Consider the following 18340-nt stretch of genomic DNA (forward strand, 5'->3'; position numbering starts at 1 on the left):
CTTGGCGAACTCCGGTTCTGTTCGTGAATATGTCGGGATAGGGCTGAAAGCTGAAGGGCGGCGTCTGGTCAGAAAAGGTGGGCCTTGGCCCCGGATCCTAAGTGCAAATAGGTTAATGTAGAACCAGTCTTATGCGGTAAGGAAACTTGCGCTTTAGGAGTGGCATCAAGCTCAGAAGGCAATCTGCTCCCGGGGTCTAAAAAAGTCCACCGGACCCACGATTGACCCATCTCGAAGGAAGCTAATTGCACTGTAGAAAAAGACAGGTTCTTCGAGCGGTTGGACCGCCCGCATACTGCCAGTCCTGGCCGCCTCGCATACGGTGCGGAAAACGTTTTCCTCTACGCCAAAGAAAGTGCCGGAAGCATAGTCAAGCCGAAGCGGGTTCTCCGGCAGAAAGGCAATCTTGCCATCGGAAATTTGGATGGGTTGGACTCCGTCCGGGCCAGGGAAGTAGCCCCCAACAAAGCGTCGGCCTTGATATGGCGCCGTGACCAACTCCCAGACCATGCCTGGAATGATAATCTCCTCTGGAACGCGCGTGCCGGTAGTCAGCGCCGTCGATAGAATCGGTTGACGAAGCTTTGCGGCGATGCCTGCGTAGTGGAGCATCTTGACGGTCGCGAAAAGCGCGCCATCATCACGCAGCGGCCCCTCTCCAAGCGTTGTGGGATCTTCAGCAAAAAGCTTCGAACTGACCCTCGGTTTGTTCTCGCAGGAGAACCGCGTCGCGACAATGAAGCCCTTCACGGTTCGCGCCACGTTCGACGCGTCCTTGACAACAACCCGGTCGAATTGCTTCCTCCAGCGCTTGAATTCGGCGCTGTCGAAGGAGATTGTGGAGGTCCGCCCCTTAGCTTCCGCGAGGAAAAGATCGCCTGCCCCTTTCGCGCAGAGATAATCTGGTGCGTCCCCCTTTCGCACGCGCTCAACATGTGCATTGCCAAGGTCCCCTAGCGAGCCGCGATCAAGCACATGTTCCATGTGTGCGAAGTAGGTGATGTCGAGATGCTCATAAAGGAACCAGCGGCAGAAGGCCTGGCCCAACTCGTTAGAGACGTGCCTCTTGTAGGCTGCATGTGTGCCGAAGCCCTGGCCGCAAGCGCGGAAATCCTTCGTGGCCGTAAGGAGTTTCAGGTGGTGAAACTGCGCCGCATCAGGGTCAGGCGGCGGGTTGCCTTGAGTGTCGAGGTAGAAGTGATGAAAGAGCCTTCCCAAGTCAACATCGATCTCATCAGCCAAGGCTGGCGGGCTGGACTGCACGCAAAGTGATGGTGGGAACGAGGGAAAGTCCTTAAGCGCTATTTTGATTGTCCTGTTCACCTTTCCTCCAACCACAGTTCAAAGATCTTTTGGCCGAATGTATGTCCGCCTGTGGGAGAAAGCAAAATTTGCCTGGCAGTCGCCATTAGGCGCAAATCAACCTGAATGATCTCAAAGTTTTACTTCGCCCCCGAAGAACTCATTTCCGACTCGAAAGCCAAGATCAGCCTTAATAGTTCCTTGTTGAATGACTCGTGATCGCTGCCGTGGTGCGCGCGCCGATGGCAGTTGGGGCAAATACCTGCGACGTAATGCGGGTCGTCGGGGCCTCCGTCACTTAGTCTGCGAATGTGATGGGCTTCGAGGTATGGCTTTCCGTTGGCTGTTGAGAACGGAGCAGGACATTTACAAGCTTCACAGGTACCGTTTGCACGAGCAAGAACATAATCTCGAACGTCACAGCTTCTGCGGAACAGGGTGGTAGCGCTTGATCTTTGGATACCTTGCTCAGGTGCCGCCGCCGCTATCGCGCGCTTCCGCAATTCGCTGAGCGTTAATGTTGTACGAGGCTCCACTGCTAGGTCATTCGCTTCAAAGTCTGTTTGGCGGAGGGGGACGAGGCTGAATACGATTGCGTCACGCTCTTTGCCGTTGAAGTCGGGCTGCCTCTCAATTTCCCACCCTGCGCAGACAAACAAACCTTCAAACCTTACTCGCCCTCCTTTTTTTGTTTGACTAAAAAGGAGAAGATCCTTTCCGGACGTCGAGTGATCTCGGATCGCTGCATTACCAGCGATCATACGCATGTCACCAGTTTGCCCCTGCCCAGTGTATCGTAGCGTTCCGTCAGCTTGAAATACGTCCTTGTAGCCGATGATATTGGCACCGTGGCCAGTAAATATAAAAATTCCTGGGCATCTCGCGGGTGTGGATATCCCGCCCTGCTGTTGTCCGCCGTAGGGCTCATGAATGTCCAGACGTCTGACATATGTTTGGTGGATCACGAACGGCCAGTACATTTCAGGATCATGTCGTCATAAGGAGGCGCTGGCAATCCTCGGATGTGCCGTAGCAACTTGGACGAGCGACTTCTTTTGGGGAAATGCCCTTGGTCTCAATGAATGGCAATAATGGGCGCCTAGCCGACACTCGGCAGTTTCCGCATGATGACCGCTTCCTCCCCCCCCCAACGACAGCCGTCCTACGCGATTGCGGTGCGGCAGTTTAGTGGGCACCTCGCGTCCGGTAAGCTTTGCAGCGGGATATATCGCCTCGGCGGGTCGCTGAGATGTCTGCGCCCTGCGGCGTCAATGCGCGTTCCTGCCGCGACTTCAGCCCAGCCGTCAGTTCTGCGACCTTCTCGCCGGTGAGCGCGACTTGTTGCCACGCCCGGCCGACCTCGTCCGCGGTATAGTGGCGCCCGACCGCCAACGCCGCTGCCATCATCAGCGTCACCGCGGCGCAGTCTGCGCAAGGGCAGGGCAGGTGGGGCTGGAGGAGAGCCAGGGTCTCCTCCGGGCTCAGCACCAGGTCAGATAGGTGCGGATTGGGCTGGCGGTCGGGCACCAGGCTCTCCTCAGGCGGCGCTCTGGAAGGCGCTGCGGCCCTCGGTGATATAGGCGCGCCACGTGTCGGCATTCTCGACCTCGCCGGCCAGCCAGCGGCCCATGGATGGCGGGCAGGGGCCATTTCGTTGCTCGAGGTCGACGAAGCGGCGCCACATGGCGTTGTTCTCGCGACGAAGCTCGGCCGTCGCGGGATCTTCCGGCTGCTCGGCCGGGCGGCTGGCGGTGGCCGGCGCGGCAGTCGGCCGCGCCAACAGATCCTCTGAGAGCCGGTCGAAATAGCTGATCGGCGCTAGGCGTGGCGGCTTGGCGCGGCGCAGTGAGGCCATGAACGCCTCCCGCAGCCCGACGGCTGTCGCGCCGCGCTCGAGCCAGCGGCGCGCCGCCTCCCGGTTCCCGGCCTCGCGCTGATGCAGCGCGCCGGCCTCGGCCAGCTCCCGCAGCAAAGCCAAAACGGCTGCCTCTTCTCTCTCTTCAGAAGAACTGTCTTCAGGAGAGAGAGGACGCCCGCGTGAGAGGGTTTCGGCTTGGGTTTCGGTTTCGGTTTCCTGGGTTTCCGATCCGGGCGCTCCAGGCACGCCGCCGGCCAGGGGATAAAGGATGTTCGCCTGGCGCGGGTCCGCCGCATTTTTTCGCGGCCGGCCTCCCTTTTTGCCGTTCTCGCGGGCTGCTTCCGCCCGCCTGTCGCGCAAGCCCAGCCAGTCCGGCAGGGTGAGGGATGTCTCGTCGCGCTCGATGATGCCGCGCTGCGCCAGGGTTTCGAGGTGGGTTTCCAATTCGGTTTCCGAAATGCGTAACCCGAAGGCGACCTCTTTCCAGGAACCGAAAACGAAACCCAAGCGGAGAACGGAAGCATCACCCAGCTGCGCCATCAGCCGCACCAGGCGGATGAAGACCATGGAGGCGGCCGGCCCCGCCAGCAGGAAGCGCGGATGGGTGTCGACGAGGTCGAGCAGCTTTTCGCATGCGCTCTTACGCGCCATGGGAACCTCCAGGCATAGCGGCGGCCGCCCGTGGCGCGAGGCCCGGGCGGCTCATTGTGGGAATGGAGAGGAGCGGGAAGGGCCGGCCGGGGCGCCCAGCGATGGCACTCACGACATGGCCTCCGCCGAAGAAACTGGAGCCGGTAGCGCGGCCTGCCGCGCCGGCACGAAAGCGGTGAGCGCGATCAGGCCGAGGGCATTGGCGATTGTCACATCCGGATCCCGCCGGCCGCTCAGGGTCTCCGAGACGAGAGAGACCGGCACGCCCGTGCGGCGGGACCAGGCCCGCATGCCGCCCGCCTGTTCGCAGGCGTCGAACAGATGGCGCCGGACTGCCTCCGCATCGCGTGCTTCGGCGAAGCGCGGGCTTGGCGGCGGGAGGTCAGGCTTGGTGCTCATACCAGCAGCTCGAGCTGCGGATCCGCCTCGGGGGCATTTGGCTGGCGCACCAGATCCTGCAGGCTGGCGACGAAGCAGACCGCCTCGCCCATAGGCGTGCGCACCTGCATGGCGCCGTCCGGCAACCCGGCCTCCAGCATAAGGATGCAGAGGGTCTCGATCTCCGCCAAGCCGCCGACGGAGAAGCCCATGCACCGCAGCTTGCCGCTGGGCACGAGCACGGCCGGATAGACGGAGATGCTCTCCTCGAGCCGCAGCGCGCGCGGTGGCGGCGCATCCCGGAACAGCGTGATGGTGAACTGACGCCCGTCCATCGGCTACATCCCGAGCGCGCGGCGATAGACATCGAGCAGGGTTTCCTGCTCCTCGACCTCGGCGGGCTCCTGGCGACGGATGCGGATGAGCTGGCGGAGCACCTTCACATCGAAGCCGGCGGATTTGGCTTCGGCGTAGATGTCCTTGATGTTGCCGGCGAGGGCCTTCTTCTCCTCCTCGAGGCGCTCGATCCGCTCGACGATGCTGCGCAGCCGGTCGGCGGCGATATTGCCTTCAGCGGCGGCGTCGGGCCTGCCGGCGGCGCGGCTGACGGATGACGGCGTCATTCCGCCAGTCCCCCAGCCTGATGGTAGCCGAGGAGAAAAAAGGGGAGGCCGCTCCCGTCGGTCAAAAGGCAGCCTCCCCAGGCGCTACGCCAGGCATGCTGCAAACCGCCCTGCAGCCGGGCATCGCCGCCGGCGGGCGATCTCGTGACGCACGGAAAGGGGCGCGTCGATGTCATGCCGATGATCCATCCGTCTCGCGGAGCACCGTCACGGCCTCCTCGAGCTCGGCCAGGAAATCGCTGTCGAGCGCCATCTGCGGCGCCTTCTTCGCGCCGGATGATGCGGCGGCGGCACGGGCGCGCTCCAGGATCACCCAGAGGATGCGGCGGCAGGCCACGAAGGCCCGGCTCTGCCTGCGCACGCCCCTGATGAAACCGCCAGGGACGATGGCGATGTGGACGAGCCCGAGGCGGATCGTGCGCGGCGGGCCGGCATCGTGGCCGAGGCCGCACAATTCAAAATCGATGATCAGCGCGCGTGACATTTCAGCTCCTGCACCATGCGCATGATCTCGTCGGTCAGTTCTTCATTGGCGGCCATGAGCCGGATCAGCTCCGGTCCCTTCGGCGCGTTGCGGCCGCTGAACCAGTTGTCGGCCGTGCGATGCGACGCGCCGGCGATGCGCGCGACGATCTTCCGACCGCAGCGCATCGGCCCGTAGTGCTTCTGAAGCGCCTCGGTGATAATCTCCGTAATATCAAATGCGTTGCTCATGTTGGTATTTCGCAACTTTTGAGTACCCTGTTTGCTTCCCTGCACTGCGCTATTGCTCCATGAATGTTCATGTGCAGGCATCAGAGAGGAGTAAGGGCGAATGAAAGTGGCGTGGCCGACGATCGAAACGGAAACCACGCCTTCGGCCACCCCAATGACGACATGGCAACGTCAAGAAAACGCCGATCTGGGCATCACTCACTATCCCCAGAAGGTTCGCTTACTTCCAAAGGATACAAGTCGGGTCGAAGCTCTCGACGCGAAATGCCCGTGATCCGTTCAACGTCGAGCACGCGCTCGGCTGGAATGCGTCTCCATTGAGATACCGTTCCCCGGCTGAGGCCGATCTCACGCGTAATCTTCGCGCTCATGCCTCGAGTGGCTCGAATCTGCCGTATGGCGTCCATACCCCGACGCTTAGCTCAACTGAGCGAAAGGAGCAAGTGGCATTGCTCAGTGCAGCTGAGTGCGCTCTGGCTCACTGTCCGGATATGGACATTGGTGATCTCATTCGGCAGAAGCGGAAAGAGCTAAGGCTCTCTCAAGCGGCGTTGGCGGAAATGCTCAAGGTTAACAAGAGTGCCGTTGCTCAATGGGAGCTTAACGAAACGCGCCCCACTGAGAGCAACATGAGCGCGTTGAAGCGTATTCTCAACATCGAGGCTGGGCCGCAGCCTGCCGCCGGCGCGCCATATCGAGGCAAGCTCGTTGAGGATCCTGACCTCCTCGCTTGGCTGGACTTCCTGGAGCTCATTCCGAGCGATGAGAGGAGGATCCTCGCGAAGCACATCATGAGAGGCATGGTCCTGCCCGACAAGGCGCAGAAGGGGTGACTTCTGCTGGTGGTAGCTAGTCATAGTCTAGTTCCAAATTGTTGCCGTAAGAATATCGAATCCTTTCAGATGATTGATCACGCTGTCGACCCAGCGTGAATCGTTTCTCAGTAATTTTTGTCAAATACCTCTTTTGATTAGAACGCTCTTCTCGCCGCAACTTGCGAATGGCGGCCGGACCAACAGTTAACGAAGTGTCTCCCTGCTCGGGAATAACTATCATCGGTGACTGAGTGTCAGCTCGCAGCGAGGGTGAGCGCCCAGGTTTCCTGAACCGGTATGGCAGGGCGACCGTGGGCGTGATTCTGGCCAGGAAATCTCAGGTTCCGCAGATGGGGTCTCATTTCCAGCTTTCGCTCAGAGTTGGTCCTGAGCGAAACGCTTAGGCGAGCTGAACTTTTGTGTTGCATGCTTAGCGATTCTGAGCGACCTTGCGCGGGAAGGCGATAACCCTCTCAGCGGTGATACTCATGAACTACTCGGGTCAAGTGCACCAAGTCGGCCGTTTGGGCTTACGCTCTGTGCGGGTGGAGGCTACAGACTGTAGCAGCGACCACCTGATCATGATCGATGATCGTCAGCTGACGTTCTGGGCCGCCGTCGACGATGTGATCCTGCGTCTGAAGGGGAAGGACTGCCCCAGCGCGCTGTGGACCGAGGAACTGGCCAGCATCTATCGGCCAGACCTTTCAGCCGCGGAGGTGGCGCACCAGCTGCTGGCGCGCCGCGGCGCTCCCTTGGACGTGCGGCCCCGCCGCCGGCCGCGCTTCGCGCTCATCCGCTGGCTGATCAGTTCCTATCGAGAATGGGACTTTCAGCGCGCGTTGCGCGAGACAGGCAGGGCGTGATGACCAGCCCGAAGCGGGCGCCGTGGCTCGAAATCTCGCAGCAAGATCTCGGCGCCTTGCGCACGCTCCTGAGAACCGAGACCGCGCGCGTTGAGCAGTGGGTGCGAATGCACGGGAAATGCGCCACCACATCCGCGCTCCAGAACTCAAAAGGATATCTCGCGCAACTGCGCTCTCTTCAGCACGCCGTCGAGACCTCGATCGGCAAGGGGCGATACTGATGCTGCATTTTCCCTGCATCACCGTCTGGCAGCCGTGGGCCTCGCTGATCGCGGCCGGCGCCAAGCCCTATGAGTTTCGGATCTGGCCAGTGCCGCGGGATCATCGCGGCTGCCGCGTCGCCATTCACGCCGGCTCCCGGCTGCCGCGCGGCGATGAGATTCGCGCTCTGATTTATCAGTTGGAGCGCGGCGACATCCGCGACAATCAGCTTGTGCCCGATCTCGCCCTGCCGGTGCTGCGGCAGGCGCTGGCTCTCCCCGCATCACTGCCCAAGACGTCCGTCCTCTGCACGGTGCGGCTCGGAGAGCCGGTTCGCTGCGCGGAGATCGCCCCGGCGGTTGGCGCGCATATGTGGGCCTGGCCGCTGACGGAGATCGCGGCGATCGAGCCCATGACTGTCAAGGGCCGCCAGGGCTTCTGGCGGGTGCGGTTGCCGGAGGCCGCGGCGCCGGCGCCCCGTGAATTATCCGCGTGACGATGCGCAACCCGCTTCTGCCTTTGGTGATTGGTGCGGCGGCGCTGCTCGGCATCGCGGCCGCCATGGCCAGTTGCCAGACCGTGCCGCCCGAACGGGTTGTCGATCTGCGGGCGATCGCCTGCCAGCCGGCTGAGCCACCGGTGAGCCGCCTGGGGTGCGCGCCATGACCCTCCGGCACGACGGGCTGGAAGCCACCGTGGCGCGCCTCTGTGGCACCTGCGCGGCTCGCCGCGGCTGCGCGGTGGAGGGGGCGGCCCGGGTTTACTGGCCAGAGCACCCGCATTTCCCGGCGGCGTGGCAGGAGAGGGAAGGCAGCTGGCGGCGCGCCGCCTATCAGCCGCCGCGCCTGATCGGCGCCGGCCGGATCGACGACCCCACCCAGATTGAGATGTTTCCAGCATGAAGCTCAGACCGGAGAGCGCTCCATGACGATGATCAGCAGCGACGCCAAGCAACTGCTCGCTCGAGAAGACGACCCTCAGCGGTCGGATGCTGATCGCCCTGCCTTTGCGCTGCCGCCAGCCGACAGGGTGCTGCGAGCCGGGGAGGTGGTTGCACGAACCGGCCTCAGCATCGAGACCATTTACCGTCGGATCCGGTCGCGGCAGTTTCCTAATCCAGTGCGACTCGGGCCGGGAGCGGTGGGCTGGCGGGAGACGGCTGTTAATGGGTGGATCGCGAGCCTGCCTGACGTTGAGTTTGAGCATGAGGAGGTCGAGCGGCCGGCGCCGATAAGAGGAAGATCCCCGGGCCGTTAGGGCTCCCGTTCCCGAACAAATGGGAACTTAAGCGCAACAAAGTTGGGGTATGCGCTGGGGGTATCGTTACCCTTTCTCTGTCTAGATAATGCCCGTTGTCAGTTACTTAACGGAATCATTCGCCAGACACCCTGTCCGCCAACCGCGTCGAGCGGAGATTCCATTCATCGCCTCGTCGCGAGAACCCACCGGTCATTAACGCGGTGGCGATCGGCCCGAACGGCGCTGCCAAGTCTTTCGTAGGTCGTGGACCAGTCGTGGAGACTTTATGGAGGTTCCCCTCCCTCGGCGGGCGGCGGGAGTGCCACTCGCCCATCAATAGGCAGTGGCGAGGGGAGGCTGTATAAAGCCTCCCTCTCCTCATGCGCGGAATGTCCATGATCTCCCTACGTCGCCTGGCCGGGCGGGTATCAAAACGAACCACGATGGCCGAAACTGGGCTGGGCCGCGACGAGGGAGGTGTCGGACGTTCCCAGGCGCCCGAGAGCTCGGCGGAAATCACGTCTGTCGCGGCTTTGTTTCAGAAGAGCATGCCTATGCTCGTGCCCTGCTTCAACACGGTCACCTATGTCCGTGTCATGGTCGAACAACTGCAGGCTCTCGGATTGCAAAACATCGTCCTGGTGGATAATGCATCGGAATATCCCCCGATGATGTCTTATCTCAAGGAGATGTCGTCGCATGTGCAGGTTGTCTGGCAGAAAGAAAACAAAGGTCCCCGGAGTATTTTTCAGGACCCGTTGAACCTTTCTCTGTTTCCTCAGTATTTTTGCGTGACCGACCCTGATCTTCTCTTCAATTGGAATCGGCCGCCTGATTTTTTGGCGCAGCTGGTCTTGTTGACCGAGCGGGAGAAGATCGGCAAAGCCGGATTTGCGATCGATATTTCCGACCCAGACTCCCTGCGCGACGACGACTTTTTCGTCGTGGATCAGACCTGGAAGATATGGGAATGGGAAAGCAAGTTTTGGAAGGAAGAGTTGCCCCCCACTCCGAGTGGCGATCCGGTTTACAAGGCAAATATCGATACGACCTTTGCCGTTTACAACAAGGCCTATCTCGACCCCACTGACCATTTCAAAGCGGTCCGCGTGGGTGGAACCTTCACCTGCAAGCATCTGCCCTGGTATAAATCCAATAGGCTTCCGCCAGAAGAAGAAGCCTTCTACCGTAAGGTCGCGACGCACAGCTATTATCTCAGAAGCCAGGAATTGCCACCACCGGAGTAGGCTATACCGAGCAGGCGGCTCTCAAAGTTCATGATTCGCAGAACCGTCACGGTCCAGCGGGGAAGGGACGCCTATCGTCCCCCGGTCGTCACGAGACAGATCCGGGAGGAAGTCCAATGCCGCAACGCAAGGCCCCGCCACTCAAAGAACCTATTTTCCATGAACCTGTCTTCGGTGAAGGCAAGGTCTTGCCCGATCCCACGGGCTTTGAGATCGAGCATCCCTCGGACAATGCGACGTATAAGCAGATCGAGAGCCTGCTGGATCATCTGACGGAAGATTGCAACATCACCGAGGTCGCCAACCGGCCGTGCTGCCTGCTTCATCTGGGAGACGTTGTCTATGATTTCGGCGAATCGAAGTATTACTACGACGAGTTCTATTCGCCCTTCCGCAATTACCCGGCGCCGATCTTCGCGATCCCCGGCAATCACGATTCCTTCGTCGTCCCGGGCACGCCGCCCGAGGAGGCGTCGCTCGAAATCTTCAAGCGGAATTTCTGCGCGGCGGCCCCGGTCATCACCAAGGAAGCGGGCTCCCTGCATCGCACCGCGATGACACAGCCCGGCGTCTATTTCGCGCTCGACATGCCGTTCGTCCGCATCCTCGCGCTGTTCAGCAATGCGCTCGAAGATCCGGGTGTGATCTCGAGCCATAGCGGACAGTGGCCTGCGGTGCCCGATCATCAGCTCGACTTTCTCGAAGCGCAGCTCACCCAGATCCGCGACAGCAAGTATGACGGCGCGGTGTTGATCGCCGTGCATCATCCGCCCTTCAGTTACTGGCCGGAGCCCTCAAAGCTGGGGCAGACCGGCTCCCATGGTTCGAGCACCGACATGCTGCGCGAGATCGACACCATCTGCACCAAGACGGGCGTCTATCCGCACGCCGTCCTCTCCGGTCATGCGCACAACTATCAGCGCTACACGCGCAGCATCGCCTTCGGTGGCAAGGACATTGAGGTACCCTTCATCGTCTGTGGCGACGGCGGGCATCACTTGAATGCGCTCGTGCGGGCGAAGCGCGGTCAGCAGGTGCCGGAGCCGCATTTCGGCGCGCAGGTGCACTATATGGACGTGAAGCCTGCGGTCACGGCGCGCGGCCTGCAGCTCGAGAAATACAACGACCACGGCTATGGCTATCTGCGCATCGATGCGGACAAGCGATCCTTGGGGATCGGCTTTCACATCGTCGATGGCCGCAGCGTCGCACAATCACGCTTCGACAAGGTAACCATTGATCTTGCAACACGTCGCCTGACGGCGAACTGACCGCCTAAAGCATGGTGAAGGACGCCCAAGGCGGAACGTCAGCGCGCCGTGACGAGCGGCGCGCGGATGGCGTTGCGCAAGGTGCGGGAGAGATCCTCGATCGCGTAAGGCTTGCGCAGCAGCGCAAACTCTCCGCTGCCCTCCTGCGCAAGCACGCTGCTGTAGCCCGAGGTGAGCACCACGGGCAGGGTCGGATAGAGGCGCTTGATCTCCTGCGCGAGTTCGAGGCCGCTCATCCCCGGCATCATGACGTCGGAAAAGACGACGTGAAAACGGTCTGCCCCGCGGGCGAGTTCCGCCAAAGCCTCCTGCCCGTCGGCAACGAGAACCGGTAGATACCCCAGTTCCACCAGCGCCTGCATCGCGAAGCTGCCGACATCGGCATTGTCTTCCACGAGCAGAACGCTGGTGTCGTGGCCCTCTTCCAAGACGGCCGCAGGCTCGCTGCGGCCCATATCGGTCGCGGGCGGGGCCGCGCGCGGCAGGTAGAGCGCGAAGGTGGTACCTTCACCGAGCCTGCTGTCCACCGCCACATCGCCGCCGGATTGCTTGGCGAAGCCGATCACCTGCGACAGGCCGAGCCCCGTGCCGCGGCCGACGTCCTTGGTCGTGAAAAACGGCTCGAAGATCTGTTCGAGCTTGTCGGGCGGAATGCCAGTCCCGGTATCGGTCAGGCTGATGACGACGAAGGGGGCGGTGACCGCGGCATGCGCGCGGATGGCGGGCTTCTCCTCCACCGCGCGGACGCTGATGCGGATCTGCCCTAGGCCGTTCATCGCATCGCGCGCATTGGCCGCCATGTTAACCAGGGCGGTATCGAACTGGCTCGGGTCGACGTCGATGAAATACCGCTCCTCCGGCAGGTCCAGGCTCAGGTCGATCTGTGACCCCGCGAGGGTGCGGATCATGTCGGCAATCGCGACGAGGCTGTCGTTGACCGCGAAAACCTCGGGCTTCAGCGACTGTCGGCGCGCGAAGGCGAGCAACTGGGAGGTCACCCGAGCGGCGCGCTCCGCCGTGTCGGAAATCGCGGCGACGTAGCGGCGGCGCCGCTCTTCCGGAAGATTGGAGCGCTTCAGAAGATCGACGGAGGTGCGGATGACGGTGAGGAAGTTGTTGAAGTCGTGCGCCACGCCGCCGGTCAGCAGGCCGATCGCTTCCATCTTTTGCGCCTGCCGCAGGGCCTCTTCGGTCTGCCGCTGCCGTGTCGTTTCCACGCCGATTCCGGTTCGCCGGATCGGCCGCCCTTGCGCATCATGATAGGTGTGGCCGCGCGACAGGACCCAGCGGACCGATCCGTCCGGCTGGCACAGCCGGTATTCGAGTTCCAGATCACCCGGCTGAACCAGGCCGCCGGCCATCGTGGCGGCGAGGGCGCGCTTGTCATCGGGGTGGACGTTGGCGAGGAAGTCAGCGCGGGGCAGGCCGGTGCGGCCTTCCTCCACCGGCAGGGCGTAAAGATCGGCGATGGCGGCGTCATAAAAGAAGCGGTCGATCGTCAAATCGTAGGTCCAGACGCCGACGCCGCCGACGGCAGAGAGCGCGAGCCGGGCGAAGTCCTGCGTATCGCGCAGCGTGGTCTCCCGCTGCCGCTCGGCGGTCACATCGCGTGCCGCGCAGTAGAGAAGTTGGCCGCTCCGCACCGCGGACCAGGACAGGATATGATAGGTTCCGGCATGGTCGCGGAAGCGGTTCTCGAAGGCGCGAACGACGTCGCCGCGATGGAGCCGAAGCCGGAGGGCACGGCTCGCTTCAAAGTCGTCCGGATGCCAGAGCCATTCCAGGGTCTGGCCGGCGAGATCAGCCTGTGTATAGCCGAGGGTATGTTCCCAGGCGGGATTGACGGTCATGACCCGGCCGTCGAGATCGGTGATGCAGAAGAGATCGTGGCTGACCTGCCAGAGTTGGCTGCGGTCCCTGATCTCGTCGGCGAGCACCCCCGTCTGGGCTTCGACTGCGCTCAGCGCGCCGGCCTGCGGACAGTCCTTCCCGTCAGATCCGGGCACGGTCGCGCCCTTGGCCGAAGCCCGTCCGCCCGCAGGTCAAAGCGCCCGCCATCCGCTGCACGACAGTGGCCCGGCAGACGAGATCGTCATGTTCCGAAATGATCGCCAGGATGATCGCACGGGAAGCCCTCATATCTTCTTCTAGGCGCGCCGGCTTCATCTTGCCAGCGTCTTCCTGCGGCAAATCTTAGCCAGTCGATGTCTGGCGATGCATGGCTGGATCACGCAGTTTTGCAGACTATGAGGCGCGGAGATGCTGCCAATCGCGAAATTGTGCGGCACTGAGTAGGGCAAATGTCCCCGGCGCCTTGCGGTTCGGAAAAATTCAATGAAAAATAAGATACTTGCAAGAAGCAGGGAAGTGCGGGGTCGTGACACAGATCTTCAAACTGGTCTACCGCAGCCGGGCGCGATGGCATGCCGATCAGGCGCAGAATGAGGCGGACATCGCCAACATCGTCTCCACCGCGCGGGCCTACAATGCGGTCGCCGGCATAACCGGCGCCTTGCTGGTCAGCGCGACAGGCTATGCTCAGGTGCTGGAAGGAGACTCGGATCTGGTCAAGGCGCTCTACCAGCGCATCGTCCTCGACCCGCGCCACGAGGACGTGGAACTGCTCTATGGGGACTATCATCCGGACCGAGACTTCGAGAACTGGGCCATGGCGGTGGTCACCACCGCGTCCGCCTTCGAGATCGAGTTGACCTCCACGGCGCGGCGCTTCCCCGTGGCGGTGCCGGACAATGCAGACGACATCCGCGGCATGCTGCGGGCGCTCCTTCTGGGCGAAGGCGCGACGGAGCTTCCGGTCCTGCACTGAGCCGGTGCGGGCGGCGCTTCTTGCGTCGATTGCCCCTGAAAATCCGACTGCTCAAACGTTTCATTTACGGTAAGGTGCGGGCGAGGAAACGAATCTCACGCCAAGCACGGGTCGCCCACCATGACGGATCGCTTGTTCCAAGGCAGCCAGTCCGACTGGTTTTCGGCCGGCTCCTGGGATCCGCCCGGCGTGCCGCAAACGGGCGATACGCTGACAATCACCAGCGGCACGGCGCTGATCACCGCAGCCGACGTCGCGAACAACCCGACGATCGATGGTGAGCAGCTGTGGATCGGCAGCACCGATTCCATCACGCCCGCCGGGCTTGCCGTCGACGGCGCGACCTTCGGCCCGCAATTCGCAATGGGCGACGCCGGCGCCGGCTATACCGCACTGAGCTTCTCGGGCGACGTGACCTATGCGGGCAGTATGGATTTCGCGACGTATCAAGGCAGCGTGACCCTCGGCATCGCCGCGGACCAGACGGGCGCGGACACGCTTGCGCTCGCAGGCACCGTCTCTGTCAGCAATGGTGATAACCTCGCTCTTTCGGGTGGCACGCTGGATCTCTCGGGTGCAATCTCGGTCGAAGGCGGAAGTCTCGATGCCGGAAGCACCGCGCTCACGGGCGCCGGCACGATCACGGTCGGGCAGGGCGGCACGGTGGCGGTGGGCGGCGCCACGAGCGGTGTCACCCTCGATTTCGCCGATGCCAGCGGCACGATCGATCTCACGGACCCGCTGGGGTTCACCGGCTCCATCACCAGTTTCGTCACTGGCGACACGATCGACCTGATCGACGCGCCGTCGCTCTCCTGGTCCTACAACTGGAACACCGGGATCCTGGCGGTCTATGGCGGGAATGCCAGCCACTCCAACCCTCTGGTCGCGAAATTCGCGCTTGCAAGCAACACGCCGCTCTCGAGCCAGCAAATCTTCGTCGGCAGCGCTGGAAACGGCGGCTCCCTGATCCTGCTCGCGACCCCGCGGATGTGGAACGGCGGCGGCGGCGATTGGTACCAGACCGGCAACTGGACCACCGAGGCAAGCACGGCTCCCAATTCCTATCCGCTGATCGGCGACACGGCGATCATCACCGCCGGTGCGCCCACCATCACCGCGGCTGATTCTCAGCAGTTCGGCCCGCTGGATAACGAGGTGGTGCAGCTCAGCGGCGATGGCGCTGGGCTCACCCTCATCGAAGGTGCGCTCGGGCCGGACCTCACCCTCAATGCCGCCGCCGCCAATGCCGACATGAGCCTGACCATCGGCGGCACCGTGACGTCCGAGGCGCAGATCAACGTCACGGGGGCGGGCAGCACGCTGAACCTCGCCATCGTGCCGGATGGAACGATTGCAGGAGACCTGTCGATCGGGCTCGACGGCAGCATCGTCATCGGTTCGGAAGCCGCGCTTGCGCTCACGGCCGGACACGTCACCAATGACGGCCAGATCATCGACGATGGCGCGATGACGATCGCCTCGGGGACGACGCTCGACGGCTCCGGCGTGGTCGCGATGGATTACAGCGGCTTGACGCTGACGGTTGCGGGCACGGTGGGCGCAGGCCAGCAGATCGCCATGTACGAGGACCAGCTGACCATCGCCCAGGGCGCGAGCTTCGCCGGCATCATCGAAGACTTTGGAAACGGCGATACGATCGACCTGCAGGGCGTCGCCGCGGACTACGTGGCCTACGACCAGCAGAGCAGCCAGCTCATCGTGAAGGAGGGTGGCGCCACCGGCCAAGTGGTGGCAAGCCTCACGGTCACCGGTGACTACGGACCGACCGATTTCGCCGTGCAGTCCGACGGGAATGGCGGCGTCTTCATCACCGACACGGTGACCGCCACGTCCCACAACTACTACGCAACCCTGCCCGTGCCGGCCCTGGTTGCGCCCGGCCAGTCGATCAGCCTGCAAGACCTGCTGGTGCGGAGCTTCGGATCGGTTGCTCTGTCACTGCCGAGTGTCGCGCTCTATTCGCAGAGCGCCGCGGACATGCAGTATTTCTCCTACTGGGACCCGAGCGATCCGTCCCTGCCGTACTGGGTCCAGAACGGCACCATCCTCACCCCCGACAATCTCGAGACGATCCAGGCGAGCGACTTCGCAAACGTCTATTACGTCGGCGGCAACGCGATCCAGGCCAATGCGGGGATCGAGATCCCCATTGCCTTCGACAGCGGCACGCCCGTCGGCACGATGGACTACAACATCCAGAACTTCGGTTCGGCCTTCGCGCAACCAAGCCTCGGCGGCGCGCCGACGCCGCAGGACGTGGTCAACGCAGCCTCGGCCTTCGCCGCCGCCTATACCGGCGCCGCCAACACCGAAGATTGCTACAACATCGCCCACGAGGTCGCCGCGGCGGCCGGTGCCACGATGCAAGCCAACACGGGCAGCACCGATCCCGAGGACAACGTCGCCGGGGGCTTCTGGCGCATCGCCTATGCGGCACCCCAGGACGATACTGCCGTCTCCAACTGGTCCACGATGGTGCTGGCCGGCGACATCATGCGCATCGGCTGGGCCAGCAACGGCGGCCCCCATTCCTTCACCATCCTTGCCCCGCTGGACGCGAACGGCTCCATCACCGTCTTCGACAACGTCTATTTCGGCGACGGATACGAGGCGATCGGCATCCATCAGGTGACCTATTGGACCCAGACGGACCCGAACGACATCACCATCTTCCGGCTAGACCCGAACGACCTCTATCTCGTCGACACGACGAAATCCGATGGTACGCTGGTGCAGAATCTCGCCAGCGCCACCACCTTCGGCACGCAGAACAACGATCTCATCATCCCGGCAGGCCCGTCCGGCACCATCAGCTGCGGTGGCGGGACGGACGTCATCGCCGACACGTCGGCGCTCCTGAACGGTGCGACGATCCTCGGCTTCGGGATCGGGGATACGCTCGACTTCACCGATCTCGTCTATAGCGCGACGTCCATTTCCTATGATGAGGCAACCGGCGCGTGTGAGGTGACGTCGGCTGGCTCTGTCGCAGCGGAACTCTTCTTGCCGCTGGGGCTTTCCGGCAACTTCGTCGTCTCCAACGACGGCGGCAGCCTCGGCCTCGACGGCAACACGCTCGGCACGATCTATTCCAGCCTCTTCGTCGGGCCCACGCAGGAAGGCAGCGCGATCACCTTCGTCACCTGTTTCGCAGCCGGCACACGCATCAAGACCGCGCGGGGCGACGTTGCGGTGGAAACACTCGCAGTGGATGACGAAGTGGTCTGCGCCGAGGGTCTGCTGCAGCCCATCGTCTGGATTGGCCGCCGCGTGGTCGACGTCGCGCATCATCCGGAGCCAGAGGCCGTGCTGCCGGTGCGGATCGCAGCCCATGCCTTCGGGCCTGACCTTCCGGTGCGGCCACTCTTTCTCTCGCCCGACCATGCGATCTACGCGGAGGGCGTGCTCATCCCGGTCCGCTACTTGGTCAACGGCCGCACCGTGGCCCGGCAGCCGCAGTCGCGCTTCCCCGAGATCACCTATTTCCATGTGGAGCTACCCGAGCACGCGGTGATCCTCGCGGAAGACCTGCCGGTGGAAAGCTATCTCGATACCGGCAACCGCCACAGCTTCGGCAATGGCGGTGCCGCCGTCGCGCTCTTTCCCGATTTCTCGCCGCTCATCTGGGATGCGCGCGGCTGCGCGCCACTCGTCGTCACCGGACCAGAGCTTGCCCGTGTGCGCGCGCGGCTCGATCGGCAGGCCGAGAGCGCTGCGGCGCGGGGCAAGCGAAGAGCGGTCCGCCGCGTTTAGGCGGGGCGGCCCGCCTCCTCATCGCCCTCCCGGTCCTTCCGCAGGGTGAGAAGCGCGGTCTGCAGCCGGTCCAGCATCTCCGTGAGCTTCGCCACCTCGGATTCGCGCATCTGGTCGATCTTCTGGTGCAACAGCTCGATCTCGAGCTCCGCCTTGAGGTTCACCTCATAGTCGTGCTGCGCCGCCGCGCGGTCGAGATCGGCCTGCCGGTTCTGGCTCATCATGATGATCGGCGCGGTGTACGCGGCCTGGAAGGAGAGCACGAGGTTGAGCAGGATGAAGGGGTAGGGGTCCCAGTGCTTGATCCAGGCGAGGGTGTTCAGGAGCATCCAGATGGCGAGCAGCACGCTCTGGATGATGATGAAGGGCCAGGAGCCGACGACCGCGGTGACGGCATCCGAGACGCGGGCCCCGGTGCTGCGCGCCCCATCCGCCTCGGCAGGCTTGGCATGGCGCGGGCGCGCCCTGAGGCGCGCCAGAAGCTTCAGATCGTCGTCAGGAAGGTGGTGATGAAAACCAAGCATGGATGGGCTCCTGTTTTGCCCATCCTAAGGTCTGGCCATGCGGTGTG

At 62.9% G+C, this 18340-nt stretch carries 24 protein-coding genes; 11 read left to right on the forward strand and 13 right to left on the reverse strand.

What is annotated here, in order from left to right; genetic code table 11:
* Nucleotides 1-171: 171 nt before the first annotated feature.
* The 10 genes from ACYQ6W_RS14215 to ACYQ6W_RS14260 all read right to left on the reverse strand — a co-directional run bounded on the left by ACYQ6W_RS14215 (nt 172) and on the right by ACYQ6W_RS14260 (nt 5933).
* Nucleotides 172-1323: a hypothetical protein gene (locus ACYQ6W_RS14215; RefSeq protein ID WP_459676145.1), complete on the reverse strand. Its 1152-nt coding sequence runs from the start codon at nt 1321-1323 to the stop codon at nt 172-174.
* 119 nt (nt 1324-1442) lie between these two features.
* On the reverse strand, nt 1443-2282 hold the full coding sequence (locus tag ACYQ6W_RS14220; RefSeq protein WP_459676146.1) for an HNH endonuclease: 840 nt from the start codon (nt 2280-2282) through the stop codon (nt 1443-1445).
* A gap of 205 nt (nt 2283-2487) precedes the next feature.
* The gene (locus tag ACYQ6W_RS14225) at nt 2488-2829 is read right to left on the reverse strand and encodes a hypothetical protein (RefSeq protein ID WP_459676147.1); all 342 of its coding nucleotides are present in this window, start codon (nt 2827-2829) and stop codon (nt 2488-2490) included.
* A gap of 10 nt (nt 2830-2839) precedes the next feature.
* Nucleotides 2840-3727: a hypothetical protein gene (locus ACYQ6W_RS14230; protein WP_459676149.1), complete on the reverse strand. Its 888-nt coding sequence runs from the start codon at nt 3725-3727 to the stop codon at nt 2840-2842.
* A 192-nt stretch (nt 3728-3919) separates the two neighbouring features.
* Complete coding sequence (locus tag ACYQ6W_RS14235) at nt 3920-4210, reverse strand: hypothetical protein (RefSeq protein WP_459676151.1); 291 nt, start codon at nt 4208-4210, stop codon at nt 3920-3922.
* Complete coding sequence (locus ACYQ6W_RS14240; protein WP_459676153.1) at nt 4207-4524, reverse strand: hypothetical protein; 318 nt, start codon at nt 4522-4524, stop codon at nt 4207-4209. The genes ACYQ6W_RS14235 and ACYQ6W_RS14240 overlap by 4 nt, the downstream gene beginning before the upstream one ends.
* Nucleotides 4525-4527: 3 nt before the next feature.
* Nucleotides 4528-4812 (reverse strand): DUF2312 domain-containing protein, encoded by a 285-nt coding sequence (locus tag ACYQ6W_RS14245; protein ID WP_459676155.1) that lies wholly within the window; start codon nt 4810-4812, stop codon nt 4528-4530.
* A gap of 172 nt (nt 4813-4984) precedes the next feature.
* Nucleotides 4985-5296, reverse strand: coding sequence for a hypothetical protein (locus ACYQ6W_RS14250; protein ID WP_459676156.1), 312 nt, complete (start codon nt 5294-5296; stop codon nt 4985-4987).
* Nucleotides 5281-5526, reverse strand: a complete 246-nt coding sequence (locus ACYQ6W_RS14255; protein WP_459676158.1) for a hypothetical protein — start codon at nt 5524-5526, stop codon at nt 5281-5283. The genes ACYQ6W_RS14250 and ACYQ6W_RS14255 overlap by 16 nt, the downstream gene beginning before the upstream one ends.
* A gap of 194 nt (nt 5527-5720) precedes the next feature.
* On the reverse strand, nt 5721-5933 hold the full coding sequence (locus tag ACYQ6W_RS14260) for a YdaS family helix-turn-helix protein (protein ID WP_459676160.1): 213 nt from the start codon (nt 5931-5933) through the stop codon (nt 5721-5723).
* A gap of 36 nt (nt 5934-5969) precedes the next feature.
* Here ACYQ6W_RS14260 and ACYQ6W_RS14265 point away from each other — a divergent pair, with 36 nt between their 5' ends.
* From ACYQ6W_RS14265 to ACYQ6W_RS14305, 9 genes are all read left to right on the forward strand, one after another.
* A complete protein-coding gene (locus ACYQ6W_RS14265; RefSeq protein WP_459676161.1) occupies nt 5970-6359 on the forward strand; it encodes a helix-turn-helix domain-containing protein in 390 nt (129 codons plus the stop codon).
* A gap of 563 nt (nt 6360-6922) precedes the next feature.
* Entirely contained in the window at nt 6923-7207 is a 285-nt protein-coding gene (locus ACYQ6W_RS14270; protein WP_459676163.1) for a hypothetical protein, read from the forward strand.
* Entirely contained in the window at nt 7207-7428 is a 222-nt protein-coding gene (locus tag ACYQ6W_RS14275) for a hypothetical protein (RefSeq protein ID WP_459676165.1), read from the forward strand. The genes ACYQ6W_RS14270 and ACYQ6W_RS14275 overlap by 1 nt, the downstream gene beginning before the upstream one ends.
* Nucleotides 7428-7904, forward strand: coding sequence for an ASCH domain-containing protein (locus ACYQ6W_RS14280; protein ID WP_459676167.1), 477 nt, complete (start codon nt 7428-7430; stop codon nt 7902-7904). Before ACYQ6W_RS14275 ends, ACYQ6W_RS14280 begins: the two co-directional genes overlap by 1 nt.
* Nucleotides 7901-8074 (forward strand): hypothetical protein, encoded by a 174-nt coding sequence (locus tag ACYQ6W_RS14285; protein ID WP_459676169.1) that lies wholly within the window; start codon nt 7901-7903, stop codon nt 8072-8074. Before ACYQ6W_RS14280 ends, ACYQ6W_RS14285 begins: the two co-directional genes overlap by 4 nt.
* Nucleotides 8071-8310 carry a hypothetical protein gene (locus ACYQ6W_RS14290; RefSeq protein WP_459676171.1) on the forward strand — a complete coding sequence of 80 codons (240 nt, stop codon included), beginning with the start codon at nt 8071-8073 and terminating at the stop codon, nt 8308-8310. Before ACYQ6W_RS14285 ends, ACYQ6W_RS14290 begins: the two co-directional genes overlap by 4 nt.
* A 28-nt stretch (nt 8311-8338) precedes the next feature.
* A complete protein-coding gene (locus ACYQ6W_RS14295; RefSeq protein ID WP_459676239.1) occupies nt 8339-8665 on the forward strand; it encodes a helix-turn-helix transcriptional regulator in 327 nt (108 codons plus the stop codon).
* 377 nt (nt 8666-9042) lie between these two features.
* A complete protein-coding gene (locus ACYQ6W_RS14300; RefSeq protein ID WP_459676172.1) occupies nt 9043-9894 on the forward strand; it encodes a glycosyltransferase family A protein in 852 nt (283 codons plus the stop codon).
* A gap of 188 nt (nt 9895-10082) precedes the next feature.
* Nucleotides 10083-11165, forward strand: coding sequence for a metallophosphoesterase family protein (locus ACYQ6W_RS14305; protein WP_459676174.1), 1083 nt, complete (start codon nt 10083-10085; stop codon nt 11163-11165).
* Nucleotides 11166-11203: 38 nt separating this feature from the next.
* On the opposite strand, the gene ACYQ6W_RS14310 is transcribed toward ACYQ6W_RS14305, so the two are convergent.
* Both ACYQ6W_RS14310 and ACYQ6W_RS14315 read right to left on the reverse strand, forming a co-directional pair.
* Nucleotides 11204-13171 (reverse strand): hybrid sensor histidine kinase/response regulator, encoded by a 1968-nt coding sequence (locus ACYQ6W_RS14310; protein WP_459676175.1) that lies wholly within the window; start codon nt 13169-13171, stop codon nt 11204-11206.
* Nucleotides 13158-13304, reverse strand: a complete 147-nt coding sequence (locus tag ACYQ6W_RS14315) for a hypothetical protein (protein WP_459676176.1) — start codon at nt 13302-13304, stop codon at nt 13158-13160. Before ACYQ6W_RS14315 ends, ACYQ6W_RS14310 begins: the two co-directional genes overlap by 14 nt.
* Before the next feature lie 238 nt (nt 13305-13542).
* Between ACYQ6W_RS14315 and ACYQ6W_RS14320 the strand changes: the two genes are divergently transcribed.
* Nucleotides 13543-13992, forward strand: a complete 450-nt coding sequence (locus ACYQ6W_RS14320) for a BLUF domain-containing protein (protein ID WP_459676178.1) — start codon at nt 13543-13545, stop codon at nt 13990-13992.
* Between the two features lie 120 nt (nt 13993-14112).
* Nucleotides 14113-17769 (forward strand): Hint domain-containing protein, encoded by a 3657-nt coding sequence (locus tag ACYQ6W_RS14325; RefSeq protein WP_459676179.1) that lies wholly within the window; start codon nt 14113-14115, stop codon nt 17767-17769.
* On the opposite strand, the gene ACYQ6W_RS14330 is transcribed toward ACYQ6W_RS14325, so the two are convergent.
* The gene (locus ACYQ6W_RS14330) at nt 17766-18293 is read right to left on the reverse strand and encodes a DUF1003 domain-containing protein (RefSeq protein ID WP_459676180.1); all 528 of its coding nucleotides are present in this window, start codon (nt 18291-18293) and stop codon (nt 17766-17768) included. The genes ACYQ6W_RS14325 and ACYQ6W_RS14330 overlap by 4 nt on opposite strands.
* Nucleotides 18294-18340: the final 47 nt, after the last annotated feature.

This window comes from Acidisoma sp. 7E03 (genome assembly GCF_054665075.1).